Annotated in this window: 19 protein-coding genes; 7 read left to right on the top strand and 12 right to left on the bottom strand. The window is 68.9% G+C overall.

What is annotated here, in order from left to right; translation table 11 throughout:
- Positions 1–226: 226 nt before the first annotated feature.
- Entirely contained in the window at positions 227–1,648 is a 1,422-nt protein-coding gene (thrC, locus tag ACTJI8_RS01160) for a threonine synthase (protein ID WP_440731586.1), read from the top strand.
- Between the two features lie 87 nt (positions 1,649–1,735).
- Complete coding sequence (locus ACTJI8_RS01155; RefSeq protein WP_440731585.1) at positions 1,736–3,523, top strand: DUF2207 family protein; 1,788 nt, start codon at positions 1,736–1,738, stop codon at positions 3,521–3,523.
- Positions 3,524–3,584: 61 nt separating this feature from the next.
- On the opposite strand, the gene ACTJI8_RS01150 is transcribed toward ACTJI8_RS01155, so the two are convergent.
- The 9 genes from ACTJI8_RS01150 to hrcA form a co-directional block, all read right to left on the bottom strand.
- Entirely contained in the window at positions 3,585–4,526 is a 942-nt protein-coding gene (locus ACTJI8_RS01150; RefSeq protein ID WP_440731584.1) for an NADP-dependent oxidoreductase, read from the bottom strand.
- Between the two features lies 1 nt (position 4,527).
- The gene (era, locus tag ACTJI8_RS01145; RefSeq protein ID WP_440731583.1) at positions 4,528–5,448 is read right to left on the bottom strand and encodes a GTPase Era; all 921 of its coding nucleotides are present in this window, start codon (positions 5,446–5,448) and stop codon (positions 4,528–4,530) included.
- Positions 5,438–6,754 (bottom strand): hemolysin family protein, encoded by a 1,317-nt coding sequence (locus ACTJI8_RS01140; RefSeq protein WP_440731582.1) that lies wholly within the window; start codon positions 6,752–6,754, stop codon positions 5,438–5,440. Before ACTJI8_RS01140 ends, era begins: the two co-directional genes overlap by 11 nt.
- Entirely contained in the window at positions 6,751–7,215 is a 465-nt protein-coding gene (ybeY, locus tag ACTJI8_RS01135) for an rRNA maturation RNase YbeY (protein WP_045270489.1), read from the bottom strand. Before ybeY ends, ACTJI8_RS01140 begins: the two co-directional genes overlap by 4 nt.
- The gene (locus tag ACTJI8_RS01130; protein ID WP_440732419.1) at positions 7,212–8,237 is read right to left on the bottom strand and encodes a PhoH family protein; all 1,026 of its coding nucleotides are present in this window, start codon (positions 8,235–8,237) and stop codon (positions 7,212–7,214) included. The genes ybeY and ACTJI8_RS01130 overlap by 4 nt, the downstream gene beginning before the upstream one ends.
- 70 nt (positions 8,238–8,307) lie before the next feature.
- Positions 8,308–8,655: an HIT domain-containing protein gene (locus tag ACTJI8_RS01125; RefSeq protein WP_233309285.1), complete on the bottom strand. Its 348-nt coding sequence runs from the start codon at positions 8,653–8,655 to the stop codon at positions 8,308–8,310.
- A gap of 37 nt (positions 8,656–8,692) precedes the next feature.
- Positions 8,693–9,421 carry a 16S rRNA (uracil(1498)-N(3))-methyltransferase gene (locus tag ACTJI8_RS01120; protein ID WP_440731581.1) on the bottom strand — a complete coding sequence of 243 codons (729 nt, stop codon included), beginning with the start codon at positions 9,419–9,421 and terminating at the stop codon, positions 8,693–8,695.
- 6 nt (positions 9,422–9,427) lie between these two features.
- On the bottom strand, positions 9,428–10,534 hold the full coding sequence (gene dnaJ / locus ACTJI8_RS01115; RefSeq protein WP_440732418.1) for a molecular chaperone DnaJ: 1,107 nt from the start codon (positions 10,532–10,534) through the stop codon (positions 9,428–9,430).
- A gap of 49 nt (positions 10,535–10,583) precedes the next feature.
- A complete protein-coding gene (hrcA, locus tag ACTJI8_RS01110; RefSeq protein ID WP_440731580.1) occupies positions 10,584–11,618 on the bottom strand; it encodes a heat-inducible transcriptional repressor HrcA in 1,035 nt (344 codons plus the stop codon).
- 98 nt (positions 11,619–11,716) lie between these two features.
- Between hrcA and ACTJI8_RS01105 the strand changes: the two genes are divergently transcribed.
- Positions 11,717–13,156, top strand: a complete 1,440-nt coding sequence (locus ACTJI8_RS01105) for a carboxylesterase/lipase family protein (RefSeq protein WP_440731579.1) — start codon at positions 11,717–11,719, stop codon at positions 13,154–13,156.
- Positions 13,157–13,245: 89 nt separating this feature from the next.
- On the opposite strand, the gene hemW is transcribed toward ACTJI8_RS01105, so the two are convergent.
- The 3 genes from hemW to lepA form a co-directional block, all read right to left on the bottom strand.
- Positions 13,246–14,490 carry a radical SAM family heme chaperone HemW gene (hemW, locus tag ACTJI8_RS01100; RefSeq protein WP_440731578.1) on the bottom strand — a complete coding sequence of 415 codons (1,245 nt, stop codon included), beginning with the start codon at positions 14,488–14,490 and terminating at the stop codon, positions 13,246–13,248.
- Between the two features lie 31 nt (positions 14,491–14,521).
- Entirely contained in the window at positions 14,522–15,172 is a 651-nt protein-coding gene (locus ACTJI8_RS01095) for a DUF1990 family protein (RefSeq protein ID WP_440731577.1), read from the bottom strand.
- A 72-nt stretch (positions 15,173–15,244) separates the two neighbouring features.
- Positions 15,245–17,098 (bottom strand): translation elongation factor 4, encoded by a 1,854-nt coding sequence (gene lepA / locus ACTJI8_RS01090; RefSeq protein ID WP_440731576.1) that lies wholly within the window; start codon positions 17,096–17,098, stop codon positions 15,245–15,247.
- Positions 17,099–17,440: 342 nt separating this feature from the next.
- Between lepA and ACTJI8_RS01085 the strand changes: the two genes are divergently transcribed.
- From ACTJI8_RS01085 to ACTJI8_RS01070, 4 genes are all read left to right on the top strand, one after another.
- Positions 17,441–18,424 (top strand): ABC transporter permease, encoded by a 984-nt coding sequence (locus ACTJI8_RS01085; RefSeq protein WP_440731575.1) that lies wholly within the window; start codon positions 17,441–17,443, stop codon positions 18,422–18,424.
- Between the two features lies 1 nt (position 18,425).
- Positions 18,426–19,346 carry an ABC transporter permease gene (locus ACTJI8_RS01080; protein WP_440731574.1) on the top strand — a complete coding sequence of 307 codons (921 nt, stop codon included), beginning with the start codon at positions 18,426–18,428 and terminating at the stop codon, positions 19,344–19,346.
- Complete coding sequence (locus tag ACTJI8_RS01075) at positions 19,343–21,397, top strand: ABC transporter ATP-binding protein (RefSeq protein WP_440731573.1); 2,055 nt, start codon at positions 19,343–19,345, stop codon at positions 21,395–21,397. The genes ACTJI8_RS01080 and ACTJI8_RS01075 overlap by 4 nt, the downstream gene beginning before the upstream one ends.
- Positions 21,398–21,518: 121 nt before the next feature.
- Positions 21,519–23,228 carry an ABC transporter family substrate-binding protein gene (locus ACTJI8_RS01070; protein WP_440731572.1) on the top strand — a complete coding sequence of 570 codons (1,710 nt, stop codon included), beginning with the start codon at positions 21,519–21,521 and terminating at the stop codon, positions 23,226–23,228.
- Positions 23,229–23,260 lie beyond the last annotated feature (32 nt).

The raw sequence follows: 23,260 nt of genomic DNA, 5'->3' as shown, positions 1-23,260 counted from the left end.
CTTCAAGTGTGGGAGCGGGCCAACACGAACACCGCGACGAGTGGGGCCCTCAGAGACGGGACTCGTCGCGGCAGATAAGAAGGAGCAGACCGCCTGCGCGCATGCCGCCATGCTAGCACGGCGACACAGGGGCATCAGGGCTGTGACGGACCTGCGAGAATCGATGCACGCGGATCCGCACCCCCTACGAGCGGATCCGAGACGCCCGAGAATCGAGGAGCAACTCGTGCAGTACATCTCCACCCGCGGTGGCGGGGAGCCGAAGACCTACAGCGAGGCGCTCCTGGAGGGCCTGGCCGTCGATGGCGGCCTGCTCGTCCCGGAGCGGCTGCCCGAGGTCGACGCGGCGACCCTCGAGTCCTGGCGGGCACTCGACTACGCGGAGCTGGCGACCGAGGTGCTCGGCCTGTTCGCGACCGACATCCCGCGCGAGGATCTGGCGGAGCTGTGCGCGGCGGCGTACTCCCCCGCGGTGTTCGCCGAGCCCGTGCCGCTGACGCCGATCGGCGGCGGGATCACGCTCGTCGGGCTCTCCGAAGGGCCGACGCTGGCGTTCAAGGACATGGCGATGCAGTTCCTCGGGCAGGCGCTCGAGTACGCCCTCGAGCGCACGGGCGGCGTGCTGAACATCGTCGGCGCCACCTCGGGCGACACCGGTTCGGCGGCCGAGCACGCCCTCCGCGGCAAGGACCGGATCAGCGTCTTCATGCTCTCGCCGCAGGGACGGATGAGCCCGTTCCAGCGCGCGCAGATGTACTCGCTGCAGGACGCGAACGTGCACAACATCGCCGTCGACGGCGTCTTCGACGACTGCCAGAACCTGGTCAAGGACCTCGCCGGCGACCTCGACTTCAAGAACGCGCAGCACCTGGGCGCGGTCAACTCGATCAACCTCGCCCGCATCACCGCGCAGGTCGTCTACTACTTCTGGGCGTGGCTGCGCGCGACCGACGGCCTCGCCGCTGCCGAGCGGGACGGCTTCGAGGTGTCCTTCGCGGTGCCGTCCGGGAACTTCGGCAACATCCTCTCCGGCTTCTTCGCGCGCGGCATGGGCCTGCCGATCCGCCGTCTCGTGCTCGCCGCGAACGAGAACAACGTGCTGGACGAGTTCTTCCGCACCGGGCTCTACCGTCCGCGCAGCGCGGCACAGACGCTCGCGACGTCGAGCCCGTCGATGGACATCTCCAAGGCATCGAACCTGGAGCGCTTCATCTACGACCTCGTCGGCCGCGACCCGCAGCGAGTCGTCGGGGCCTGGGACGACCTCGCCCGCACCGGCGTCTTCGACTTCACCGCGGATCTGCCGCGCTTCGCCGACGAGTTCGGGATCGTGAGCGGCACCAGCACGCACGAAGACCGGCTCGCCACGATCCGCGCCGTGCACGACGCGAGCGGAACGATCATCGACCCGCACACCGCCGACGGCGTGAAGGTCGCGAGCACGTTCATCGAGGACGGCGTGCCCATGCTCGTGCTCGAGACCGCCAAGCCGGAGAAGTTCGGCGAGACCATCACCGAAGCGCTCGGGATCGAGCTGCCGCTGTCGGACGAGCTGCAGGCCCTGCTCGCGGCCCCGCAGCGCGTCACCGAGATCGCGAACGACGAGGCGGCGCTGCGCACGATCATCGAGACGAGTGCGCTGCACTGATCCTCGCGTGCGGGAGCGGGCACGCGCACAGCGCGCCCGCTCGCGGACGACCTCGGGGCGACGGGTGAGACGGATAGTCTGGCTGGCATGACGGCTCGACTGCGCGCCCGGCTGCTCACCCTGCTCGGCGCCCTCGCCCTCGTGCTGGCCCCGCTGCTGGCGGCACCCGCCGCGCACGCCGACACGAACGACTTCTCCTACGCGTCCTGGGACGCGCAGTATCTGCTCAGCCGCGACGCCGACGGCCGCGCGATGCTGGCGGTGACCGAGACGCTCGTCGCGGAGTTCCCCGACTTCGACCAGAACCACGGCATCCTCCGAGGCCTGCCCACCTGGTACGAGGGCGCGCCACTCGGGCTGCACGTCGTCTCGATCACCGACGGCGCAGGCAAGGCGGTGCCGTACGACGACAGCGAGACCGACGACGGCGAGCGGCAACTGAAGATCGGCGATCCTGACAGGTTCGCGCACGGACGCAACACCTATGTGATCCGCTACACGATGCGCGATGTCGTGCATCGGCCCACCAACCGGGCAATCGACGAGTGGTATTGGAACCTGCTCCCGTTGAACTCCGCGCAGCCGATCGCGCACTTCTCCGCCGAGCTCTCCTTCGCCCCGGACGTCGATGCCGCCATGATCGGCGCCCCCTCCTGCTACGCCGGGCCCGTCGACTCCACCACCCGCTGCACGCTCTCCCCCGCCTCTGGGACCGGGTTCGCCGTGACGCAGGAGAACGTCCCCGCCGGATCCGGTGTCACCGTCGCCTTCCCGATGAAGGCGGGAACCTTCGCCCAGGCTCCGGCACGCCAGCCGGATCCGATGACCGACGTCGCGCCGTATCCCGTCGCGGGTCTCGCCGTGCTGCTCGCGATCGGTGGCCCGATCCTCGGCATCGGACTGCTGCGCCGGAACGGACGGCGCAGCGGCCGCGGCATCGTGGTCGCCCAGTACGACGTGCCTGACACGTTTCCCCCGGTCCTCGCCGCCGAGATCGAGGGTCGACGGCCCGTCGCGAACTCCGCCGAGATCGTGCACCTCGCCGTCCACAGGGCGATCCGCATCTCTGACGGCGAGAGCAAGCCCGTGCTCGAGCTCCTCGACCCGTCGAGCTCCCCCGATGCGCTCGACGCGGAGGCTCTGCATGCGCTGTTCCCCGGAGAACCTGTCGGCACGACGCTGCATCTCGAGGTGCCGAACGATCCGTTGGTCGCCCGGCTCAAGGCCCTCGCCGGGTCCGCCCATGTCGCCGCGTTCGAGCGTGGTCTGCTCACCCGGCGGCGCTCGGTGCTCGCGGTGGTCCTGAGCGTCATCGCACTCGCGGCGGGCCTCGGCGCGATCGTGCTGGCCGCGCCCGGCATGGCGGTGGGCCGTCCTGCCGCCATCGCGACCTTCGTCGTCGCGATCGTCGCATCGGCGGTCGCGATCGTCGCCATCCTCGTGTCGCTGCCGCGCCGCGCCGTCCTCACGCCGCAGGGCGCTGAGGCGCGCGAGTACCTGCTCGGGGTGCGCGAGTACATCCGGCTGGCCGAGGCGGACCGGATCCGCATGCTGCAGTCGTACCGGGGCGCGGAACGCCGCGCGGACGGCACGGTGGACGTCATCGTGCTGTACGAGCGGCTGCTCCCCTACGCGATGCTCTTCGGCATGGAACGCGAGTGGGGGCAGGTGCTTGCCGTGCAGTACGAGCACGACGGCATCACGCCCGGCTGGTACTACGGCTACACCGGCGCGAATTTCGCCGGCTCGCTCAGCGGCATGAACAGCTCGCTCAGCCCGACCCCCACGCCGAGCTCGTCGTCGAGTTCCAGCGGCTCCTTCGGCGGCGGGTTCTCCGGCGGTGGCGGAGGAGGCGGATCCTCCGGCGGCTGGTGATACCGGCGCCCTCCCGATGCGCGGAGTCTGCGAAGACCGCGCTCGAGATCGCCGCTGTCCGTCAGGGGATCAGCGCGAGCTTGCCGCCCGGATGCTCCTCGGCGAGGAAACGAGTGGCGTCGACGGCCTCGGCGAGCGGATAGGTGCGCGCGAGCGGCACCACCAGCCGTCCTTCGTCCGCGAGACGCACCAGTTCGCCACGGATCCCGTCGCGGAACGCTGCACTGCCGGGCTGGGATCCCGCGATGGCGCGGAAGCCGTGCTCCGCCGCGCGACCGGGTGCCGCGATCGTGACGATCCGGGAACGGTCCCCGACGAGAGCGAGGGAGACGTCGACGGCTTCGTCCGTGCCGACCGCATCCAGCGCCGCGTCCACGGCCAGGCCGGTGGCGCGGACCCGGTCCAGAAGACCCTCGCCATAAGCCACGGGGGTGCCGCCGAACCGACGCACGCGCTCGGCGCCGGCCTCGCTCGTGGTGCCGATCACGCGGATGCCGCGCAGTGCGGCCAGCTGCAGCACCATGACCCCGACCGCGCCCGAGGCGCCGTGGAGCAGGATGGTCTCACCCTCCTCAGCGTGCACGCGCTCGAGCATCTCCGCGGCCGTGGTGCCGGCGAGCAGCAGGTTCGCCGCCTCGGCGTGCGACAGGCGTGCGGGTTTGCGGAAGGCCTTCTCCGCGGGGATCGTGAGCGCGCTCGCATACCCGCCCTGGACCCGGAAGGCCACGACCTCGTCGCCAACTCGCGCCTCCCCCGATCCGATCCGCGTGCCCGGTCCGATCGCGAGGATCTCGCCCGAGACCTCATAGCCGATCGGCACCGGCAGCTCGACGCCCGGCCTCGGCACGGCGACGTGCTTGCGGTCCGCAGGGTTCATCCCCGCCGCGTGCACGCGGATCGTCACCTCGCCCTGTTGCGGATCCGGTGCCGTCGTGTCGGCCAGCCGCCACCGCTCCGGACCGCCCCATTCCGGAGCGATCCACTGCTGCGCGGCGACGCTCATGTCAGAACCCCAGCCGCCCGAGCTGCTTCGGGTCGCGCTGCCATTCCTTGGCGACCTTCACGTGCAGGCCCAGGAACACCCGGGTGCCGAGCAATTCCTCGATGCCCGCACGGGCGGTCGCGCCGACATCGCGGAGCCGAGCGCCCTTGCGTCCGATGATGATCGCCTTCTGGCTGTCTCGCTCCACGACGATCGAGGCGTGCACATCGGTCAGGTCGGAGTCCTCGCGCGGTGAGATGTCGTCGACCACGACGGCGATCGAGTGCGGCAGCTCGTCGCGGACGCCCTCGAGGGCCGCCTCGCGGATCATCTCAGCGATGCGGTCCTCGGTGGACTCGTCCGTGACGATGTCGTCCTCGTACAGGGACGGGCCCTCCGGCATGAGCGAGAGCACCTCGTCCGCCAGCACGTCCAGCTGCACCCGAGTGAGTGCGGAGAGCGGGATCACGGCCGCCCAGTCCTCGCGCAGGGAGTCGACCTCCATGAGCCGCTCGGTGATCTCGTCGCGCTCCGCGATGTCGACCTTGGTCACGATCGCGACCTTCTTCGCCCGCGGATAGCCGTCCAGCGACGCCGCGATGCGCTTGTCACCGGGGCCGACCTTCTCGGTCGCCGGCACGCAGAAGCCGATCACGTCGACGTCGCCGAGCACCTGCCCGACGAGGTCGTTCAAGCGCTCGCCCAGGAGGGTTCGAGGGCGGTGGATGCCCGGGGTGTCCACGATCACGAGCTGTCCGTCGGGGCGGTTCACGATGCCGCGGATCGCGCGCCGCGTGGTCTGCGGCTTCTCACTGGTGATCGCGATCTTCTCGCCGACCAGCGCGTTCGTCAGCGTGGACTTGCCGACGTTCGGCCGGCCCACGAACGTCACGAACCCGCTGCGGTGCGGGGTCGGGGTCTCGGTGTCGCGCTCATCGCTCATCGTGGTTCTCCTTGCTGGACCGCTCGGATCCGTTCTGATCCCCCGCGAGCGGCTCCTCGGCCCGCTCCACGAAGACATGTTCGATGCCGCGGCCGCGACCGCGTGAGGCGCCGCCGGTGAGGAGAAGCCCGCGCACGACGGCCGTCGCGCCGGGAGTCGGAATGCGGCCGAGCTCCTTGCCCAGCAGGCCGCCGATGGAGTCCACGTCGTCGTCCTCGAGCTCGACGCCGAACAACTCGCCGACGTCCTCAAGGCTCATCCGCCCGCTCACCCGATAGTGCCCCGGCTCGAGCTCGACGACCTCGGATCCGGGCCGATCGTACTCGTCGGAGATCTCCCCGACGAGCTCCTCGATGAGATCCTCCATCGTGACGAGCCCGGCGATCCCGCCGTGCTCGTCGATCACGATGCACACGTGCACGGCCTCGCGCTTCATCTGCTGCAGGAGCGTCTCCGCACGCATGGACTCCGGCACGAACACGGCGGGCCGGGCGAGCCGGCGCACCGAGGCGGCCCGCCAGCTGCGGTCGTCCCGGTAGGCGAACTGCACCAGATCCTTGAGGTAGAGCACGCCGACGACATCATCGGCCTCATCGTCGACCACCGGAATACGCGAGACGCCGCGGTTCAGGAAGAGATCCATCGCCTCCGACGTGGTCGCAGCGGCGTCGACGGTGACCATGTCGGTGCGCGGCACCATGACGGCGCGCACGAACTGGTCGGTGAAGTCGAAGACGGAGTGGATCAGCTCGCGGTCGTCCGCCTCGATGAGGTCGTGCGAGGCCGCCTCGTCGACCATGCTGAGCAGCTGCGTCTCGGTCGCGAACGTGCTCCGCCCCGCCCCCGGGGTGACCCGGCTGCCGAAGACCGCGAGCCCCTGCGCGATCGGGCCGAGGATGACGCGGACTGCGCGGATCGTGGGAGCGCACACTCTCAGCATCGCGTCGGCGTGCTGGCGACCGAAGGATCGCGGGCTCGCCCCGACGAGGACGAAGGTGATGCCGGTCATGATCACCGCGGCGGCGAGCATCGCCCACCAGATCTGGTCGTCGAACAGCAGCACCAGGGCGACCGTGACGAGTACCGCGGCCGCCGTCTCCACGAACACACGCATGAAGGCCACCGCATTCGCGTGCGGTTCCGGATCCGCGGCGATCCTGGCGAGGGCTGGCGCATTGCGCCCCTCGGATCCCATCTCCTCCAGATCCGCCCGCGAGGTCACGGACAGCGCCGCGTCGATCGCCGCCATCAGGCCACCGAACGCGACGAGCAGGATCGCGCCGGCGAGCAGCAGGAATGGCGTCATCGACCGTGCGAGCGCTCGTCGGCGGCGAAACCGGCGATGAGCTCGCGCTGCAGGCCGAACATCTCCTTCTCGTCCTCGGGTTCGGCGTGATCGAATCCGAGGAGGTGCAGCAGACCGTGCGTCGTGAGCAGGATCAGCTCGTCCATGAGCGTGTGCTTGGCTGCAGCCGCCTGGGTCTCCGCGACCTGGGGGCACAGCACGATGTCGCCGAGCAGCCCGGGCGGCGTCGGCCGGTCGATGGTGCCGGGACGCAGCTCGTCCATCGGGAAGCTCAGCACGTCGGTCGGTCCCGGCTCGTCCATCCACTGCACGTGCAGCGCTTCCATGGCGCCCTCGTCGACGAGGACGATGGCGACGTCCGCATCCGCGCTCACGTTCAGCTGGCCCAGGTTGCGTTCGGTGAGGCGCAGGAGCACCGTCTCGTCGATCGCGATGGCCGATTCGTTGTTGATCTCGATCATTTCAGGCCTCGTTTCGGCATGCGGTCTCGGGGTCCCGGGCGCTGCTGCCCCGCACGGCGCTCGGCGCGGTTGGCGAACTCCGCCGCCTGCTCGCGCTCGGTGCGGGCCGCGGTGCGCTGCTCGTCGTATTCGGTGTACGCATCCACGATGCGGCCCACCAGCGAGTGGCGCACGACGTCGTCACTCGTGAGCCGGGAGAAGTGGATGTCGTCGATGTCCTTCAGCACCCGGGTCACGACGCGCAATCCGGAGGCGCCCTGAGGAAGATCGATCTGGGTGATGTCGCCCGTGACGACCATGCGCGTGCCGAACCCGAGCCGGGTGAGGAACATCTTCATCTGCTCCGGCGTGGTGTTCTGCGCCTCGTCCAGCACGACGAACGAGTCGTTCAGAGTACGCCCGCGCATGTACGCCAGAGGCGCCACCTCGATCGTGCCGCTCGCCATCAGCTTGGGGACGATCTCGGGATCCATCATCTCGTTCAGCGCGTCGTAGAGCGGGCGCAGATACGGGTCGATCTTGTCGGTGAGGGTGCCCGGCAGGAATCCGAGCCGCTCCCCCGCCTCGACGGCGGGGCGGGTGAGGATGATCCGCTCGACCTCCTTGCGCTGCAGCGCCTGCACCGCCTTCGCCATCGCGAGATAGGTCTTACCGGTGCCGGCGGGGCCGATGCCGAACACGATCGTGTTCTGCTCGATCGCGTCGACGTACTCCTTCTGACCGAGAGTCTTCGGCCGGATCACGCGTCCGCGCGTGGACAGGATCGCCTCGCCGAGGACCTCGCTCGGGCGCACGCCCTCCCGCTCCAGCATCCGCGCCGACTGCGCGACATCGCTGGGGGCGAGTGCATGCCCGGAGCGCGTCAGCTCGATGAGCTCATCCACGAGCTTCTGCGCTGAGCGCACCGCAGCCGGCTCGCCGGTCAGAGTGACCTCGTTGCCGCGCACCAGCACGTCGACCGCCGGATGCTCCTTCTCGAGCATGCGCAGCAGCCGGTCCTGTGGTCCGAGCAGCTGCACCATCGCGACCCCGTCCACCTCGATGCGGGCGGAGGTCACGGACTGGGAGGGCGCGACGCCCTCGGCCGTGTCGTCAGAAGCCAACGAGCTTGTTCTCCTCGAGATTGCCGAGCACGTGGGCGTGCACGTGGAAGACGGACTGCGCGACACTCGCGCCGTTGTTGAAGATCAGGCGGTACTCGCCGTTCGCGTGCTCGTCGGCGATCTCCTTCGCCGCAGCGACCATCTTCGCCATGAGTCCGGGGTCGCCTGCGGCGAGCTCGGTGACGTCGCGGAACTGCTCGGACTTGGGGATCACGAGCACATGCAGAGGCGCCTGCGGGTTGATGTCGCGGATTGCGAAGACATCCTCGGTCTCCAGCAGGATCTCGCCGGGGATCTCCCCGTTCAGGATGCGCGTGAAGATGGAGGGTTCGCTCATGGAATCAGTCTATCCGCGCGGTGCCGGCGAGCGTCGGCTACCAGCGCCCGCGCGCCACGTTCAGCACCGCGATGGCGGCAGGGCCTGCGGTCGAGGTGCGCAGCACGGTGTCGCCCAGCACCACGCGTTCCGCACCGGCGCCGACGAGGCGCTCGATCTCCTCGGGGGCGATCCCGCCCTCGGGGCCGACGACCAGCACGATGTCGCGCTCGTCCGGGACGAGTGCGGACAGCGCCGCAGGCGCCGTCGGGTCCAGGATCAGCACCCGCTGCGTCGCCGCACGGCGTGCCAAGTCGGCTGTCGCTTCGACGGATGCGACCTCCGGGATCCAGGATCGGTGGGCCTGTTTGGCGGCCTCGCGCACGATCGTGGCCCAGCGTTCCCGGCCCTTCACCGCCTTGGCCCCCTCCCACCGGGAGACGCTGCGCGCCGCCTGCCACGGAACGATCTCGTCGACGCCGAGCTCGCACGCGGCCTGCACGGCGAGCTCGTCGCGGTCGCCCTTCGCCAGCGCCTGCACGAGCAGGATCCGCGGATCCGGTCTCGGATCCTCCCTGCGCGACAGAATGCGCACCTCCACCAGTCCGGGGGCCGAGGACGCGACCTCGCCCTCGAGCCAGACGCCCGCCCCGTCTCCCAGCGTGATCGGCTCCCCGATCCGCACCCTGCGCACGACAGCGGCGTGCTTGGCCTCGGCGCCGGTGAGGGCGAGGATCGAACCGGCCGCGGCCGCCGTCGCGTCGGGCGTCACGAAGTGCAGGGCCATCGCGGGTCAGCCCCGGAAGCGGTCGCGCAGTTTGGAGAACAGCCCCTGGTGGAACTCGGCCAGCTTCGGCGCCGGTGCCTTGGTGCGCTTGGCGAAGTCCTCGATGAGCTGGCGCTCCTTATGGTCGAGCTTGGTCGGGGTCAGCACCTGTACGCCCACGCGCAGGTCGCCGCGCTGGGTTCCGCGCAGCGGCGTGACGCCGCGGCCCTTGATCGTCAGCACATCGCCGGACTGGAGGCCCTGGCGGATCTCCAGATCCACGGGCCCGTCCAGCGACTCGATGGTCGTGGTGGTCCCGAGGATCGCATCGCTCATCGCCACCTCGAGAGTGGCGAGCAGGTCATCGCCGTCGCGGCTGAAGCGGGCGTGCGGGGAGACCGTGACCTCGACGTACAGGTCGCCGTTCGGGCCGCCCGCGCGGCCTACCTCGCCGGATCCGGGCAGCTGCAGGCGCAGGCCGGACTCGACGCCGGCGGGGATGTCGAGGCCGACGGTACGGCGCGAACGCACCCGTCCCTGACCGTTGCAGGTCTGGCATGGGAACGGGATCGTCGTGCCGAAGCCCTCGCAGGAGCCGCACGGCGCGGTCGTGATGACGTTGCCGAGCAGGCTGCGCACCTGCTGCTGCACGTGTCCGGATCCGCCGCAGATGTCGCAGGTGACCGGTGAGGTGCCCTCCTGGCAGCAGGAGCCCTGGCACGTCTCGCACAGCACGGCGGTGTCCACGTCGATGTCGCGGTGCACACCGAACACGACGTCGCCGAGCTCGAGCGTGACCCGCACCAGCGCGTCCTGGCCCCGCTCCCGGCGCGAACGCGGCCGGGCCGCGCGCGCCCCTCCGCCCCCGAAGAAGGTCTCGAAGATGTCACCGAAGCCGCCGAACCCACCGAAACCGCCGTTGCCGTTCTGGTCGCCGCCCATGTCGTAGCGGCGCCGCGAGTCGGCGTCGCTCAGCACGTCATAGGCGTGCGTGACGAGCTTGAACCGCTCCGCCGCATCCTCACTGGGGTTCACGTCGGGGTGCAGCTGACGCGCGAGCCGTCGATACGCCTTCTTGATCTCGTCCTCGCTCGCATCGCGCGAGACGCCGAGAACCTCGTAGTGATCCGTCACCATCGCCTTTCCGGGCCGCCGTCGGCGGCATGCGTGTTCGTGCGGCCGATCAACGGCCGGTCTCATCCTCTTCGAGCAGCTGCGACAGGTAGCGGGCCACGGCCCGCGCCGCCGCGAGGTTGCTCGGATAGTCCATGCGGGTCGGCCCCATCACGCCCACGCGCGCGGTACCGCCATGCGTCAGGTAATCGCTCGCCACGATCGAGGCCTCGCCGAGGCCGAACGCGGCGTTCTCCGTGCCGATGCTCGCCGCGAGTCCGTGCTCGTCGACGTGCATCTCGCTCATGAGGCGCAGCAGCGTCACCTGCTCCTCGATGGCCTCGAGGAGCGGATGGATGCTGCCGCGGAAGTCGTGCTCCCGGCGGGCCAGGGTCGCCGCCCCCGCCATGACCAGGCGCTCCTGCCGGAACTCCGCGAGCTCCTCGGCAACGGCGCGCAGCAGCGCACCGAGGGCCGCGTCGATCCGAGGGCCGTACGAGGTCTCCGCCGCCGCCTCCACGCGCTCGGCACCGCGGCGCACCGAACGGCCGGTCAACAGCTCGGTGATGACCGCGCGGAGCACGCCGAGCTCTGGCTCGTCGAGCTCGACCGGCAGCGGCACGATCCGCTGCGACACACCGCCGGCGTCGGTGACCAGCACGATCAGCAGCCGGCTGGGGCTGAGGGCGACGAGCTCGACGTGCGTGACGTGCGCACGAGCGAAAGACGGATACTGCGCCAGCGCGACCTGGCCGGTGAGGCGTGTGAGCACGCGCACCGTGCGCACCATGAGGTCATCGAGGTCGGCAGGATCCGCGAGGAAGGCCGTGATCGCGTTGCGCTGTGCCGAAGAGAGCGGTCGCACCTGCGCGAGGTGGTCGACGAAGACACGGTATCCCTTGTCGGTCGGCACGCGCCCGGAAGAGGTGTGCGGCGCCGCGATGAGGTCCTCGTCCTCGAGCTGGGCCATGTCGTTGCGGATCGTGGCCGCGGACACGCCGAACGCGTGCCGCTCCACGATCGACTTGCTGCCGACCGGCTCGTTCGTCTCCACGTAGTCCTCGACGATGGCACGGAGCACCTGGAGTCCGCGTTCTGAGACCATCACTCCTCCTCACCGTTGGCACTCGTGCGACCTGAGTGCCAATCCTATCCTGCCGGGCCGGGAGCGTACCGAGGATACGACACTCTTAGGATGTGGCCATGGGTCAGGACGTCGTGCGCACCAGGATCTCCTCCGGCGACCTGCTCGGCCGACGTGACGTCGGTATCGATCGCTACCTCGGCGTGCCGTACGCGGCGCCCCCTTTCGGCGAACTCCACTTCCGGACCCCGCAACCGATGGAACCCTGGTCTGCACCTCGCGACGCCGAGACATTCGGTCCGACGGCCCCGCAACTGCCGTATGCAGGGGCGACCGCGGAGATCCTCGGCAGCGTCCGCATCGACGGCGACGACATCCTCACGGCGAACGTCTGGGCTCCGGCCGACGCGTACTCGGCCCCTGTCGTGCTGTGGATCCACGGCGGCGCACTCGAGCGCGGCACGGCGGCACTGTCGATGTACGACGGCACGGCGTTCGCCCGCGACGGGGTGGTGTTCGTCAGCGTCGGCTACCGGCTGGGGTCCGAGGGCTTCTCGGTGCTCGAGGGGGCACCCCGCAACCTGGGACTGCAGGACGTTGCGGCGGCCCTGCACTGGGTGCGCGACGAGATCGCGGCGTTCGGCGGCGACCCGAATCGGATCACGCTCATGGGCGAATCCGCGGGCGGCGCGCTCGTGGCAGCGTTGCTCTCCCGGCCCGACACCCGCGCGCTGGTGCGCGGCGCGATCGTGCAGTCCGGACCGCTGGAGGCGCAGACGCCGGAGCGCGGCGGACGCGTGACCCAGCAGCTCGCGAAGCGCCTCGGCGTCGCGGCGACGCGCGAGGCATTCACGTCTCTCACTCCGGATGCCCTGCTCGAGGCACGGCGCGCGCAGTCCGCCGGATCCTCCCCGCTCGGCGGTGCCCCCGGCTTCCAGCTCGTGCTGGATCCCGATTCGCTGCCGCGATCACCGCACGAGGCGCTCGCCGACGTCGATGTGCCGCTGTTGATCGGCACCAACACCGACGAGTACCGTCTGTGGTTCCCGCCGGAGGCGCTGGCCGCAATCCGGCCGTCGAAGCTCCTGCTCGCGCGGCTCGCCCTGCGGATCCCGGCCGCAGCCGCCAGGGCCGTACGTGCCGACCATCCTGGAGGTAGCACCGGGGAGGTGTTCGGCCAGCTCGCCACAGACCTGTTGCTGCGCGCGCCGGCCGCCCGGGTCGCGCGCGCCCGCACCGCGCAGACGTTCGTGTACGAGTTCTCGTGGCCGAGTCCGGTGCGTGACCTGCGCGCCGCGCATGCCCTGGAGATCGGGTTCGTGTTCGACCGGCTCCGCGATCCCGAGAGCGCCAAGATCGCGGGCACCGCGCCCCCGCAGGCCCTGGCCAGCGCGATGCACGACGCCTGGGTGCGCTTCATCCGCGACGGCGATCCGGGATGGCCGGCGTTCGACATGCAGCGCACCGCGGCGCTGTTCGACGGCGCAAGCGAAGGGCCCGCCATCGGCCCGCAGCGACGGCAGACGGTGCTGGATCTGCTGCCGGCGCCCAGGGGCTGAGCGTCGTCCGCATCCGCTCACTGGTCGCGAATTGCGGTTCGCTGCGGCGAATGAGCGCACTTCGCGACCAGTGAACGGCCTGCGCCGGATCAATCCGTCAGCGCGCGCACCACGGCGTCGGCGAGCAGCCGTCCGCGCAGCGTGAGCACGAGGGTGCCGCGCAGTGCGGGACCGGCTTCGACGAGGCCGTCGGCGATGAGCCCCGCGACCCTGGTGCGGGCGTCGGCCGCGATCGCATCGAGCGGCATGCCCTCCGCCATGCGCGAGCGCAGCAGGATCCGTTCCAGCAGGGCGGCTTCTGCATCGGGCCGCTCCGTGCCCGCCGCGGGGGACTCCCCCGCCGCGAGCCGCTGCGCGTACGCGGCAGGGTGCTTCACGTTCCACCACCGCAGGCCGGCGACGTGGCTGTGCGCCCCGGGCCCGAAGCCCCACCAGTCCGTGCCGCGCCAGTACGCCATGTTGTGCCGGGAGCGCTGATCCGCGGCACTGCGACCGACCTCGGTCGAAGGCCGACGGGCCCAGTTGCTCACCTCGTACCAGTCGAACCCGGCCTCGCTCAACAGGCTGTCGGCGAGCTCGTACATGTCGGCCTGCAGGTCGTCGTCGGGAGCGGGAACCTCGCCGCGCCGGATCTGACGGGCGAGTTTCGTGCCGTCCTCGATGATCAGCGCGTACGCGGAGATGTGATCCGGATCCAGGGCGATTGCGGTCGTCAGCGAGGAACGCCAATCCTCCAGCGACTCCCCCGGTGCGCCGTAGATGAGGTCCACGCTGACCGCGAGCCCTGCGGCGCGGGCCGCGTCGACCGCGGTGCGCACGTTCTCCGGCCGGTGCGTGCGGTCGAGCGCTGCGAGCACGTGCGGCACGGCGGACTGCATCCCGATCGACATCCGGGTGACACCGGCCGCCGCGAGCTCCTCGGCGACCTCAGGGGTCACCGTGTCCGGGTTGGCCTCCACGGTCACTTCGGCATCGGCGGCGATGCCGAACGCGCCGATCACGGCGCCGAGCATGCGGCCGAGGTCGCCCGCCGGCAGCAGCGTGGGCGTCCCGCCGCCGAAGAACACCGTGCTCAGCGGGCGGAGCGGACCACGCTCGGCCAGCACGTCGCGGGCGAGGGCGATCTCCTGGATCAGGGTTTCGGCGTACGTGTCCTGCCGCGCACCGCGCAGCTCGGACGCCGTGTACGTGTTGAAGTCGCAGTAGCCGCAGCGCACCCGGCAGAACGGCACGTGCAGATACGCGGAGAACGGCGCGTCAGGATCGATCGGCAGATCATCCGGCAGGCGGCCATCCGCGGGAGCCGGATCCCCGAGCGGCAGGGGGCCGGCCATCAGGCCGTCCTCCCCGTCAGCAGAGACCCCATCAGAGGGGCGTCGCGTACAGCGGGGAGATCGCCCGCAGGTACCGAGCGAACAGCTCGCGACGGCGGCGCTTCACCAGATACGGGAAGCTGCGGTACAGGAAGCTGTTCGGGCGGTCGAAGGCGCGCACCGTGAACCACACCTCGTCGGCGTCGTTCCACTCGATGTCGAACGACTCCTCACCGCTGACCACGGATCCGGCGACAGTGCCCAGTACGAACCCGATACGGTGCGTCTGCTCCGTCACGGAGATCACTCGCAGCTCGGCGTCCGCACGCATGCCCGACACCCGTCCGTGCAGCTTCAGCGTCATGCCGGGGCCCACCCACGGCGTGCCGTCCTCGTCGTAGCGCGGCTCCACCTCGGTGCGGCTCGGCGCGATCGGAGCGCCCTCGGCGTCGAAGCTGACCCCGGCGTACCCGGGGCTCGATGCTGGGCGCACATCCGTGAGCTGAAGACCCGCCGCACGCTGCGCCGTCCACGACAGCAGGGCGTCGCCGGCGGTGCGGAACCGCTCTTCGCCACTGCCCAGCCGCCACGACTCCTCGGCGGGAATGCTCCGCTCCGGCGGATACTGCATCAGGTCGGGCGCGTGGGTTGCCCCCACGGCGGCATAGTCCACCGTTCCTTCTCGGAATGTCCCGCGACGCATGACAACCACCCTACTTGCTGGCCCCGGCGCCCCGCCCAGGTTCTCCCAAGGGTGGGGTGCTTCGCGCGCAGCCTACTTCTTGTCCTTGCCCTCGACATCTCCCGACAGGGCGGCGATGAACGCCTCCTGGGGGACTTCGACGCGGCCGACCATCTTCATCCGCTTCTTGCCCTCCTTCTGCTTCTCGAGGAGCTTGCGCTTACGGGTGATGTCACCGCCGTAGCACTTGGCGAGCACGTCCTTGCGGATGGCGCGGATGGTCTCGCGGGCGATGATGCGTGCGCCGATCGCAGCCTGGATCGGCACCTCGAACTGCTGACGCGGGATCAGCTTGCGCAACCGCTCGGCCATCATCGTCCCGTAGGCGTAGGCCTTGTCGCGGTGCACGATCGAGCTGAACGCATCGACCTTCTCGCCCTGCAGCAGGATGTCGACCTTGACCAGGTCGGACTCCTGGGATCCCGAGGGCTCGTAGTCGAGCGAGGCGTAGCCCTGCGTCTTGGACTTCAGCTGGTCGAAGAAGTCGAACACGATCTCGCCGAGCGGCATGTTGTAGCGCAGCTCGACGCGCTCCTCGGAGAAGTACTCCATGCCCAGCAGGGTGCCGCGGCGGGACTGGCAGAGTTCCATCACGGTGCCGACGTAATCCTTGGGCAGCAGGATGGCCGTCTTCACCATCGGCTCGGAGACGGATCCGATCCGCCCGTCGGGGTACTCGCTGGGGTTGGTGACGGTGACCGTCTCGCCGGTGTCGGAGGTGAGCACCTCGTAGATCACGCTCGGTGCGGTCGTGATGAGGTCGAGGCCGAACTCGCGGGACAGCCGCTCCGTGATGATCTCCAGATGCAGCAGGCCGAGGAAGCCGCAGCGGAACCCGAAGCCGAGTGCGACCGAGGTCTCCGGCTCGTACTGCAGCGACGCGTCGGAGAGCTTGAGCTTGTCGAGGGCCTCACGCAGCTCCGCGTAGTCGCTGCCATCGATCGGGTAGATGCCGCTGAACACCATGGGCTTCGGGTCGGTGTATCCGGCCAGCGCCTCGGTCGCGGGCTTGCGGGCGTTGGTGATCGTGTCGCCGACCTTCGACTGGCGCACGTCCTTCACCCCGGTGATCAGGTAACCCACCTCACCGACGCCGAGGCCCTTGGAGGGCACCGGCTCGGGGCTGGAGACGCCGATCTCCAGCAACTCGTGGTTGGCTCCCGTGGACATCATCTGGATCCGCTCGCGCGGCGACAGCTTGCCGTCGACCATCCGCACGTAGGTGACCACGCCGCGGTAGGAGTCGTAGACCGAGTCGAAGATCATCGCGCGCGCCGGGGCATCCGCGTCGCCGGACGGCGCCGGGATCTGCTGCACGAGACGGTCCAGGAGCTCCTCCACGCCGACGCCGGTCTTGCCGGAGACCCTCAGCACATCCTCGGGGCGACCGCCGATGAGGTCGGCGAGCTCCTTGGCGTACTTCTCGGGCTCGGCGGCGGGCAGATCGATCTTGTTCAGCACCGGGATGATCGTGAGATCGTTCTCGAGCGCGAGGTACAGGTTCGCGAGCGTCTGGGCCTCGATGCCCTGCGCGGCGTCGACGAGGAGGATCGCGCCTTCGCACGCGGCGAGCGAGCGGGAGACCTCGTAGGTGAAGTCGACGTGCCCCGGAGTGTCGATCATGTTCAGCGCGACGGTCTCGCCGTCGACCTGCCAGGGCATGCGCACGGCCTGGCTCTTGATCGTGATGCCGCGCTCGCGCTCGATGTCCATGCGGTCCAAATACTGCGCGCGCATGTCGCGGTCGGAGACCACGCCGGTGATCTGGAGCATCCGGTCGGCCAGCGTCGACTTGCCGTGATCGATGTGGGCGATGATGCAGAAGTTGCGGATCTGCTGCGGAGGCGTGGCGGCCGGCTGCAGCGGAGTGAGTGCGCGAGGTGACATGAGGTCCTGAACGATGCGGGATCCGGCGGGCGGATCGGGCTGACCCGGGCGAAACGGGTATCCCTACGATTCTACGGGAGTGCCGGATGCCCGCGGAGGCGGTCGGCTCCCGCGGGCGGGTTCCGCGGCAGGCGAGCCCGATATACGGCATCGCGCCCGGCCGATGATAGTCTCGCGAGGTTGCCGCTCCCCGGAACCGGGTGTCAGCGGCAGCAACACTCCGTCTCGCGCTGCGCGGGCCGGAGCACCGCGTCACCGGTTTCGGGTCGTGTTGATATGGCATCGACCCAGCGCTGCGTCGGAGATCCCGCGCTGCGCCTGTGACCAGAGAGAGAAACCATCTTGATCAAGTACTTGCTGCGCCGGGCTCTCGGCTGGCTCCTCATGATCGTGGTGGCGACCAATGTCACGTACTTCCTCGCGTGGGCCTTCCTCGATCCGCGCAGCAACTACGTCGGCCGTCGCCCTCCGCTGAGCGAAGACCAGATCAACCGCCTCCTCGAACCTCGCAACCTCAGTGACACCGTGCCGCTGCTGGAGCGCTGGTGGCACTGGTTCACCGACATCGTCCTGCACTGGAACTGGGGAGTGAGCCCGGTCGGACAGTCCGTGAACGACCAGATCGCGTATCGCATGTGGGTCTCCGGCGAACTCGTGCTCGGCGCGACGATCATCACGGCGGTGCTCGGCATCGCCATCGGCGTGTACACCGCCTCTCGGCAGTACAAGGTCGCGGACCGTGTCTGGCAGGGCATCTCCATCGTCACCATGAACATCCCGATCATCGTCGCGGCGCTCGGCATCGTGATCATCGCGATCGCGATCAACGACGCGCTCGGCTTCCGGTTGTTCTACGTCACGGGGGCGCGCAGCGACGGGGTGACGGGGTTCTTCCCGGTGCTGATCGACACCCTGCAGCATCTGATCCTTCCGACCATCGCGCTGGTGTTCATCGGCTACTCCAGCTACCACTTCCTGCAGCGCTCCCTGCTGCTGGACAACATCAAGGCCGACTACGTCCGCACCGCGCGAGCCAAGGGTCTGACGAAGCCGCAGGCGATCCGCAAGCACGCGCTGCGCACGTCGCTGATCCCTGTCGCGACCCAGCTGGCCTTCAGCATCCCCACCGTGTTCACCGGTGCGGTGCTGACCGAGACGATCTTCGCGTGGAACGGCATGGGCCGGTACTTCGTGCAGACCATCGGCACCAACGATGTCCACGGCGTGGTGGCGATCGCCGCCTTCAGCGCCGTGCTCACGGCGATCGGCGCCATCCTCGCCGACATCGCCGTGGTGGTCCTCGATCCGCGAGTGAGGGTGAGCTGACATGACTTCCCAGGCCGTTCAGCCCCCTGTCGGGCCCGACACCACCGCCGCGCGCATCCCTCGCAAGCGCATCGGCACGTTCCGTCTGTACTACCGCCGCTTCGTACGCAACCGACCCGCCGTCGCCGGGGTGTTCATCTTCGCCTTCCTCGTGCTCTTCGCCGTGTTCGGCCCCCTGATCGCACAGTTCAGCTTCAGCGAACTCGACTTCCTGGCGCTCGGCACTCCGCCGGATGGCACGCACTGGTTCGGCACCGCGGCGGACGGCGGCGACCTGTTCGCACAGACCTCCGTGGGTCTGCAGCGTTCGCTGATGATCGCGCTCACGGTCTCGATCGGCACCACGGTGATCTCCGCGATCGTCGGAACGGCGGCCGCCTACTTCGGCGGCACGACTGAGCGCATCATCCTGCTGATCATCCACTTCCTCATGGTCGTGCCGACGTTCCTCATCCTGGCCCTCGTCTCCTCGAACGCCGGCGGCGACTGGCGCGTGATCTCGGCCGCGATGATCTTCATCAGCTGGTTCTTCCCGGCCCGCGTGATCTGGACGATGGCATTGTCGCTCCGCGAGCGCGAGTACGTGCACGCCGCGCGCTACATGGGCGTCCCCGGCATGAAGATCGTGCTGCGCCACCTGCTGCCGAACATCGGCTCGCTCCTGGTGATCAACTTCACGCTCGGCGTCGTCGGCGCCGTCATCACCGAGACCGGCCTGTCCTTCATCGGCTTCGGTGTCAAGATCCCCGATGTCTCGCTCGGATCCCTCATCGGCATCGGAGCGAACTCCCTCGCAAGCGCCCCGTGGACGTTCTACTTCCCGGCCCTCGCGCTGACGCTGCTGACCGTCTCCATGGCGCTCGTCGCCGACGGCCTGCGCGACGCCCTCGATCCCACCTCAGCGGCGGGAGGCCGCGCATGACCGCTCCTCTTCTCTCCGTCCGCGATCTGCGCGTCAGCTTCGCCTCCGAATCGGGGCGCGTCGACGCCGTCCGCGGCGTCTCCTTCGATCTCGAGCCGGGCCGCACGCTCAGCATCGTCGGCGAGTCCGGGTCGGGAAAGTCGGTCACATCGCTCGCGATCATGGGCCTGCTCGACGAGAACGCGAAGGTCACCGGGTCGATCATGTTCGATGGCATCGAGCTCGTCGGAAAGAGCGACAAGGAGCTCTCGGCGCTGCGCGGCAACGGCATCGCGATGATCTTCCAGGATCCGCTGACGTCGCTGACTCCGGTGTTCACGGTGGGCGACCAGCTCATCGAAGCGCTCACGGTGCATCGCAGCATGTCGACCGCGGACGCCACCGCGCGTGCGGTCGAGCTGTTGCGACTGGTCGGCATTCCGAGCCCGGAACGGCGACTGAAGTCGTTCCCGCACGAGTTCTCCGGCGGCATGCGCCAGCGCGTGGTGATCGCGATCGCGATGGCCAACAACCCGAAGCTGATCATCGCCGACGAGCCCACCACGGCCCTCGACGTGACGATCCAGGCCCAGATCCTCGACCTGATCGCCACGGCGCAGCGCGAGACCGGGGCCGCGGTCATCATGATCACGCACGACATGGGCGTGGTCGCCAAGACCGCCGACGACGTGCTGGTGATGTACGCCGGCAAGCCCGTGGAGCAGGCTCCTGTGCGCGAGCTGTTCCACGAGACCCGGATGCCGTACTCGATCGGCCTGCTCGGCGCGATCCCGCGCGTGGACAAGGCGGAGAAGCAGCCGCTGGTGCCGATCAAGGGCAACCCGCCGCTACTGATCAACCTCCCCGACGAGTGCCCGTTCGTGGCGCGCTGCCCCATAGCCACCGAGGCCTGCCGCACCAGGGAACCCGAGCTGCGGGCGATCAAGACGAGCGAAGGCGGCGAACACCGGGTCGCATGCGTGCGCGCCGACGAGATCGAGAACGGCCTCATCGGCGGCGTGCCGGTGTATCCGGTCCCGGAGCTCCCCACCAGCGCCCTCGATCGCATCCCGCGAGAAGAGCGACCGGTCACCCTCGACGTCCGCAACATGCAGAAGACGTTCCCGCTCACCCGGGGCGCCTTCCTCAAGCGCAAGGTCGGCGAGGTCCACGCCGTCAAGGGACTGACCTTCGACATCCGCGAGGGCGAGACGATGGCGATCGTCGGCGAGTCCGGCTGCGGCAAGACCACGACCCTGCTCCAGATCATGGACCTGGTAAAGCAGACCGATGGCGAGATCACGATCGCCGGCACCAAGGTGTCGGAGCTGCACGGCGGCAAGGCGGAGCGGACCATCCGACGCGATCTGCAGATCGTCTTCCAGGATCCGATGGGAGCGCTCGACCCGCGCCTCACCGTCGCGGACGTGATCGCCGAGCCACTGCGCGCGATCGGCGTGCCACGGGCCGAAGCCGACCTCAGGGTGGACGAGCTCATGGACCTCGTGGGCCTCGACCCGGCGCACGCGAGCCGGTTCCCCGGCGCGTTCTCCGGTGGTCAGCGTCAGCGCATCGGCATCGCCCGCGCGCTCGCGACCAACCCCAAGATCGTCGTCCTCGACGAGCCCGTCTCGGCGCTGGACGTCTCGATCCAGGCCGGTGTGATCAACCTGCTCGACGAGCTCAAGGTCAAGCTGGGGCTCTCCTACCTCTTCGTTGCGCATGACCTCTCCGTGGTACGGCACATCGCCGACCGCGTCGGAGTCATGTACCTCGGCGAGTTCGTCGAGCACGGCGACGTGGACGAGATCTTCGACGATCCGCAGCACCCGTACACCCAGGCGCTGCTGTCGGCGATCCCCGTCCCCGATCCCGACATTGAGCGCACCCGCGAGCGCATCGTCCTGCAGGGCGATCTGCCGAGTCCGGCGGACCGCCGCGACGGCTGCTCCTTCACCTCGCGCTGCCCGCTGTACAAGATGCTCCCGGAGAATCAGCGCACCCGGTGCGAGACCGTGGCCCCCGAGCTGCACGGTCCGGAGTCGCACGTGAACGCCTGCCACTGGCGGTGACCGAACAGCAGCCGTTGAACTCGAAACGGTAACGGTTTGTCTCGATATACCGGGGAGCTTCGGTTCACGCCGGTTAACTGTCCCTTGTCCCCAAATAGCCGAAAGGCATCGAAGGAGAACCATGAAAAGGCAGCACAAGCTGTGGGGCGTCGTCGCCCTCAGCGGGGCGCTGGCAATCGCCATCAGCGGTTGCTCGGCGACCGGAGGATCCACCGGCGGAAGCACCGACAAGCCCGCCGAGACCAAGACCGCGGACTACAACCCGCAGCCGCGCGAGAACCTCAAGCAGGGTGGAGAGGCGCACTTCTGGATCAGCGAAGTTCCGGCGCAGATGAACTTCATGAACGGTGACGGCACGGCCGACACCTCGCGCCTGGCTGCCTGGTACACCCCGCAGGTGTTCCTGATGGATCCGGACGGCACCGTCAAGGCCAACCCCGCCTACCTCGACAAGTGGGACACGTCCGTCAAGGACGGCAAGACGGTCGTCACCATGAAGATCAACGAGAAGGCGGTCTGGAACGACGGCTCTCCGATCGACTGGACCGCCTTCGAGACGACGTGGAAGGACAACAACGGGTCGAACCCCGACTTCAAGGCGAGCGCCACCGACGGCTACAAGGACATCGAGTCCGTCACGAAGGGCGACACCGACAAGGACGTCATCGTGACGTTCAATCGCGAGTTCGCCTGGCCGGCCATGCCGTTCCTCACCGGCATCCTGAACCCCAAGGTGAACACGCCGGAGCTGTACAACGACGCGTACAACGGCAACGCGCACCCCGAGTGGGGCGCCGGCCCGTACAAGATCACCAACTTCGACGTGAACGGCCAGAAGGTCACCCTCGAGCCGAACGACAAGTGGTGGGGCGACAAGCCCATGCTCGACAAGGTCACCTTCTCGGGCATGGACCGCGCTGCCTCGCTGAACGCTTTCAAGAACGGCGAGATCGACCAGGTCGAGACCGCCTCGGCAGACGCGATCAAGCAGGTGAAGGACGTCAAGGACGCCGTCATCTACCGCGCCCAGCAGACGGCCAAGACGGTGATCCAGCTCGATGGATCCAAGCCGCAGCTGAAGGACCCGAAGGTACGTCAGGCCTTCTTCATGGCGATCAACATCGACCAGCAGAAGAAGATCGCCTGGAACGGTCTGGACTACACCGAGCCGGCAGCCGGCTCGCTGATCCTCTACCCCTTCCAGAAGGGCTACGACGACTCGTTCAAGGCTGCCGGCCTGAAGTTCGACACGGCCGCCGCTAAGAAGCTGCTCGACGACGCCGGCTGGAAGGCCGGTTCGGACGGCGTGCGGGAGAAGGACGGCGTCAAGCTGACCGTCACCTACCCGGTGTTCAGCGACAGCCCCGTCCAGGCCGCTCTCGCCAAGGCGCTGCAGCAGCAGGAGAAGGCTGTCGGCATCGACCTGAAGATCGACACGCGTGCGCCGTCGAACTTCTCGAACGACGTCGCCACGAAGAACTGGGACGCCCTCGGCCTCCGGTTCACCGACTCCGACCCGTTCGGCCCGGCCTGGTTCTGCCAGATGTACTGCTCTGACAGCAACCTGAACCTGTCGAGCACCGGCACGGCTGAGATCGACAAGAAGATCAAGGGCGACGTCGAGTCGCAGACCACCACCGAGTCGTGGACCAAGGCTGCGATGAAGCTCGAGCCGGAGATCATCAAGGAGACCTGGGGCGTCATCCCGCTCTACAACGGTCCCTCGATCCAGGTCGCAAAGAAGGGTCTCGCGAACCTGACCCCCGAGACCTACGTGGGCCTCGACCTCTACCGGGTCGGTCCCGTCGAGAACGTCGGCTGGGAGAAGTAAGCACCCGCCGCAATTCTGGAGCGGGGTCGGTG

Origin of the sequence: Microbacterium sp. 22303 (assembly GCF_052045265.1) — a bacterium.
GTDB lineage: Bacteria > Actinomycetota > Actinomycetes > Actinomycetales > Microbacteriaceae > Microbacterium.
Note: the sequence above shows the minus strand (reverse complement) of the source record. Positions and strands in the feature narration are given on the sequence as shown.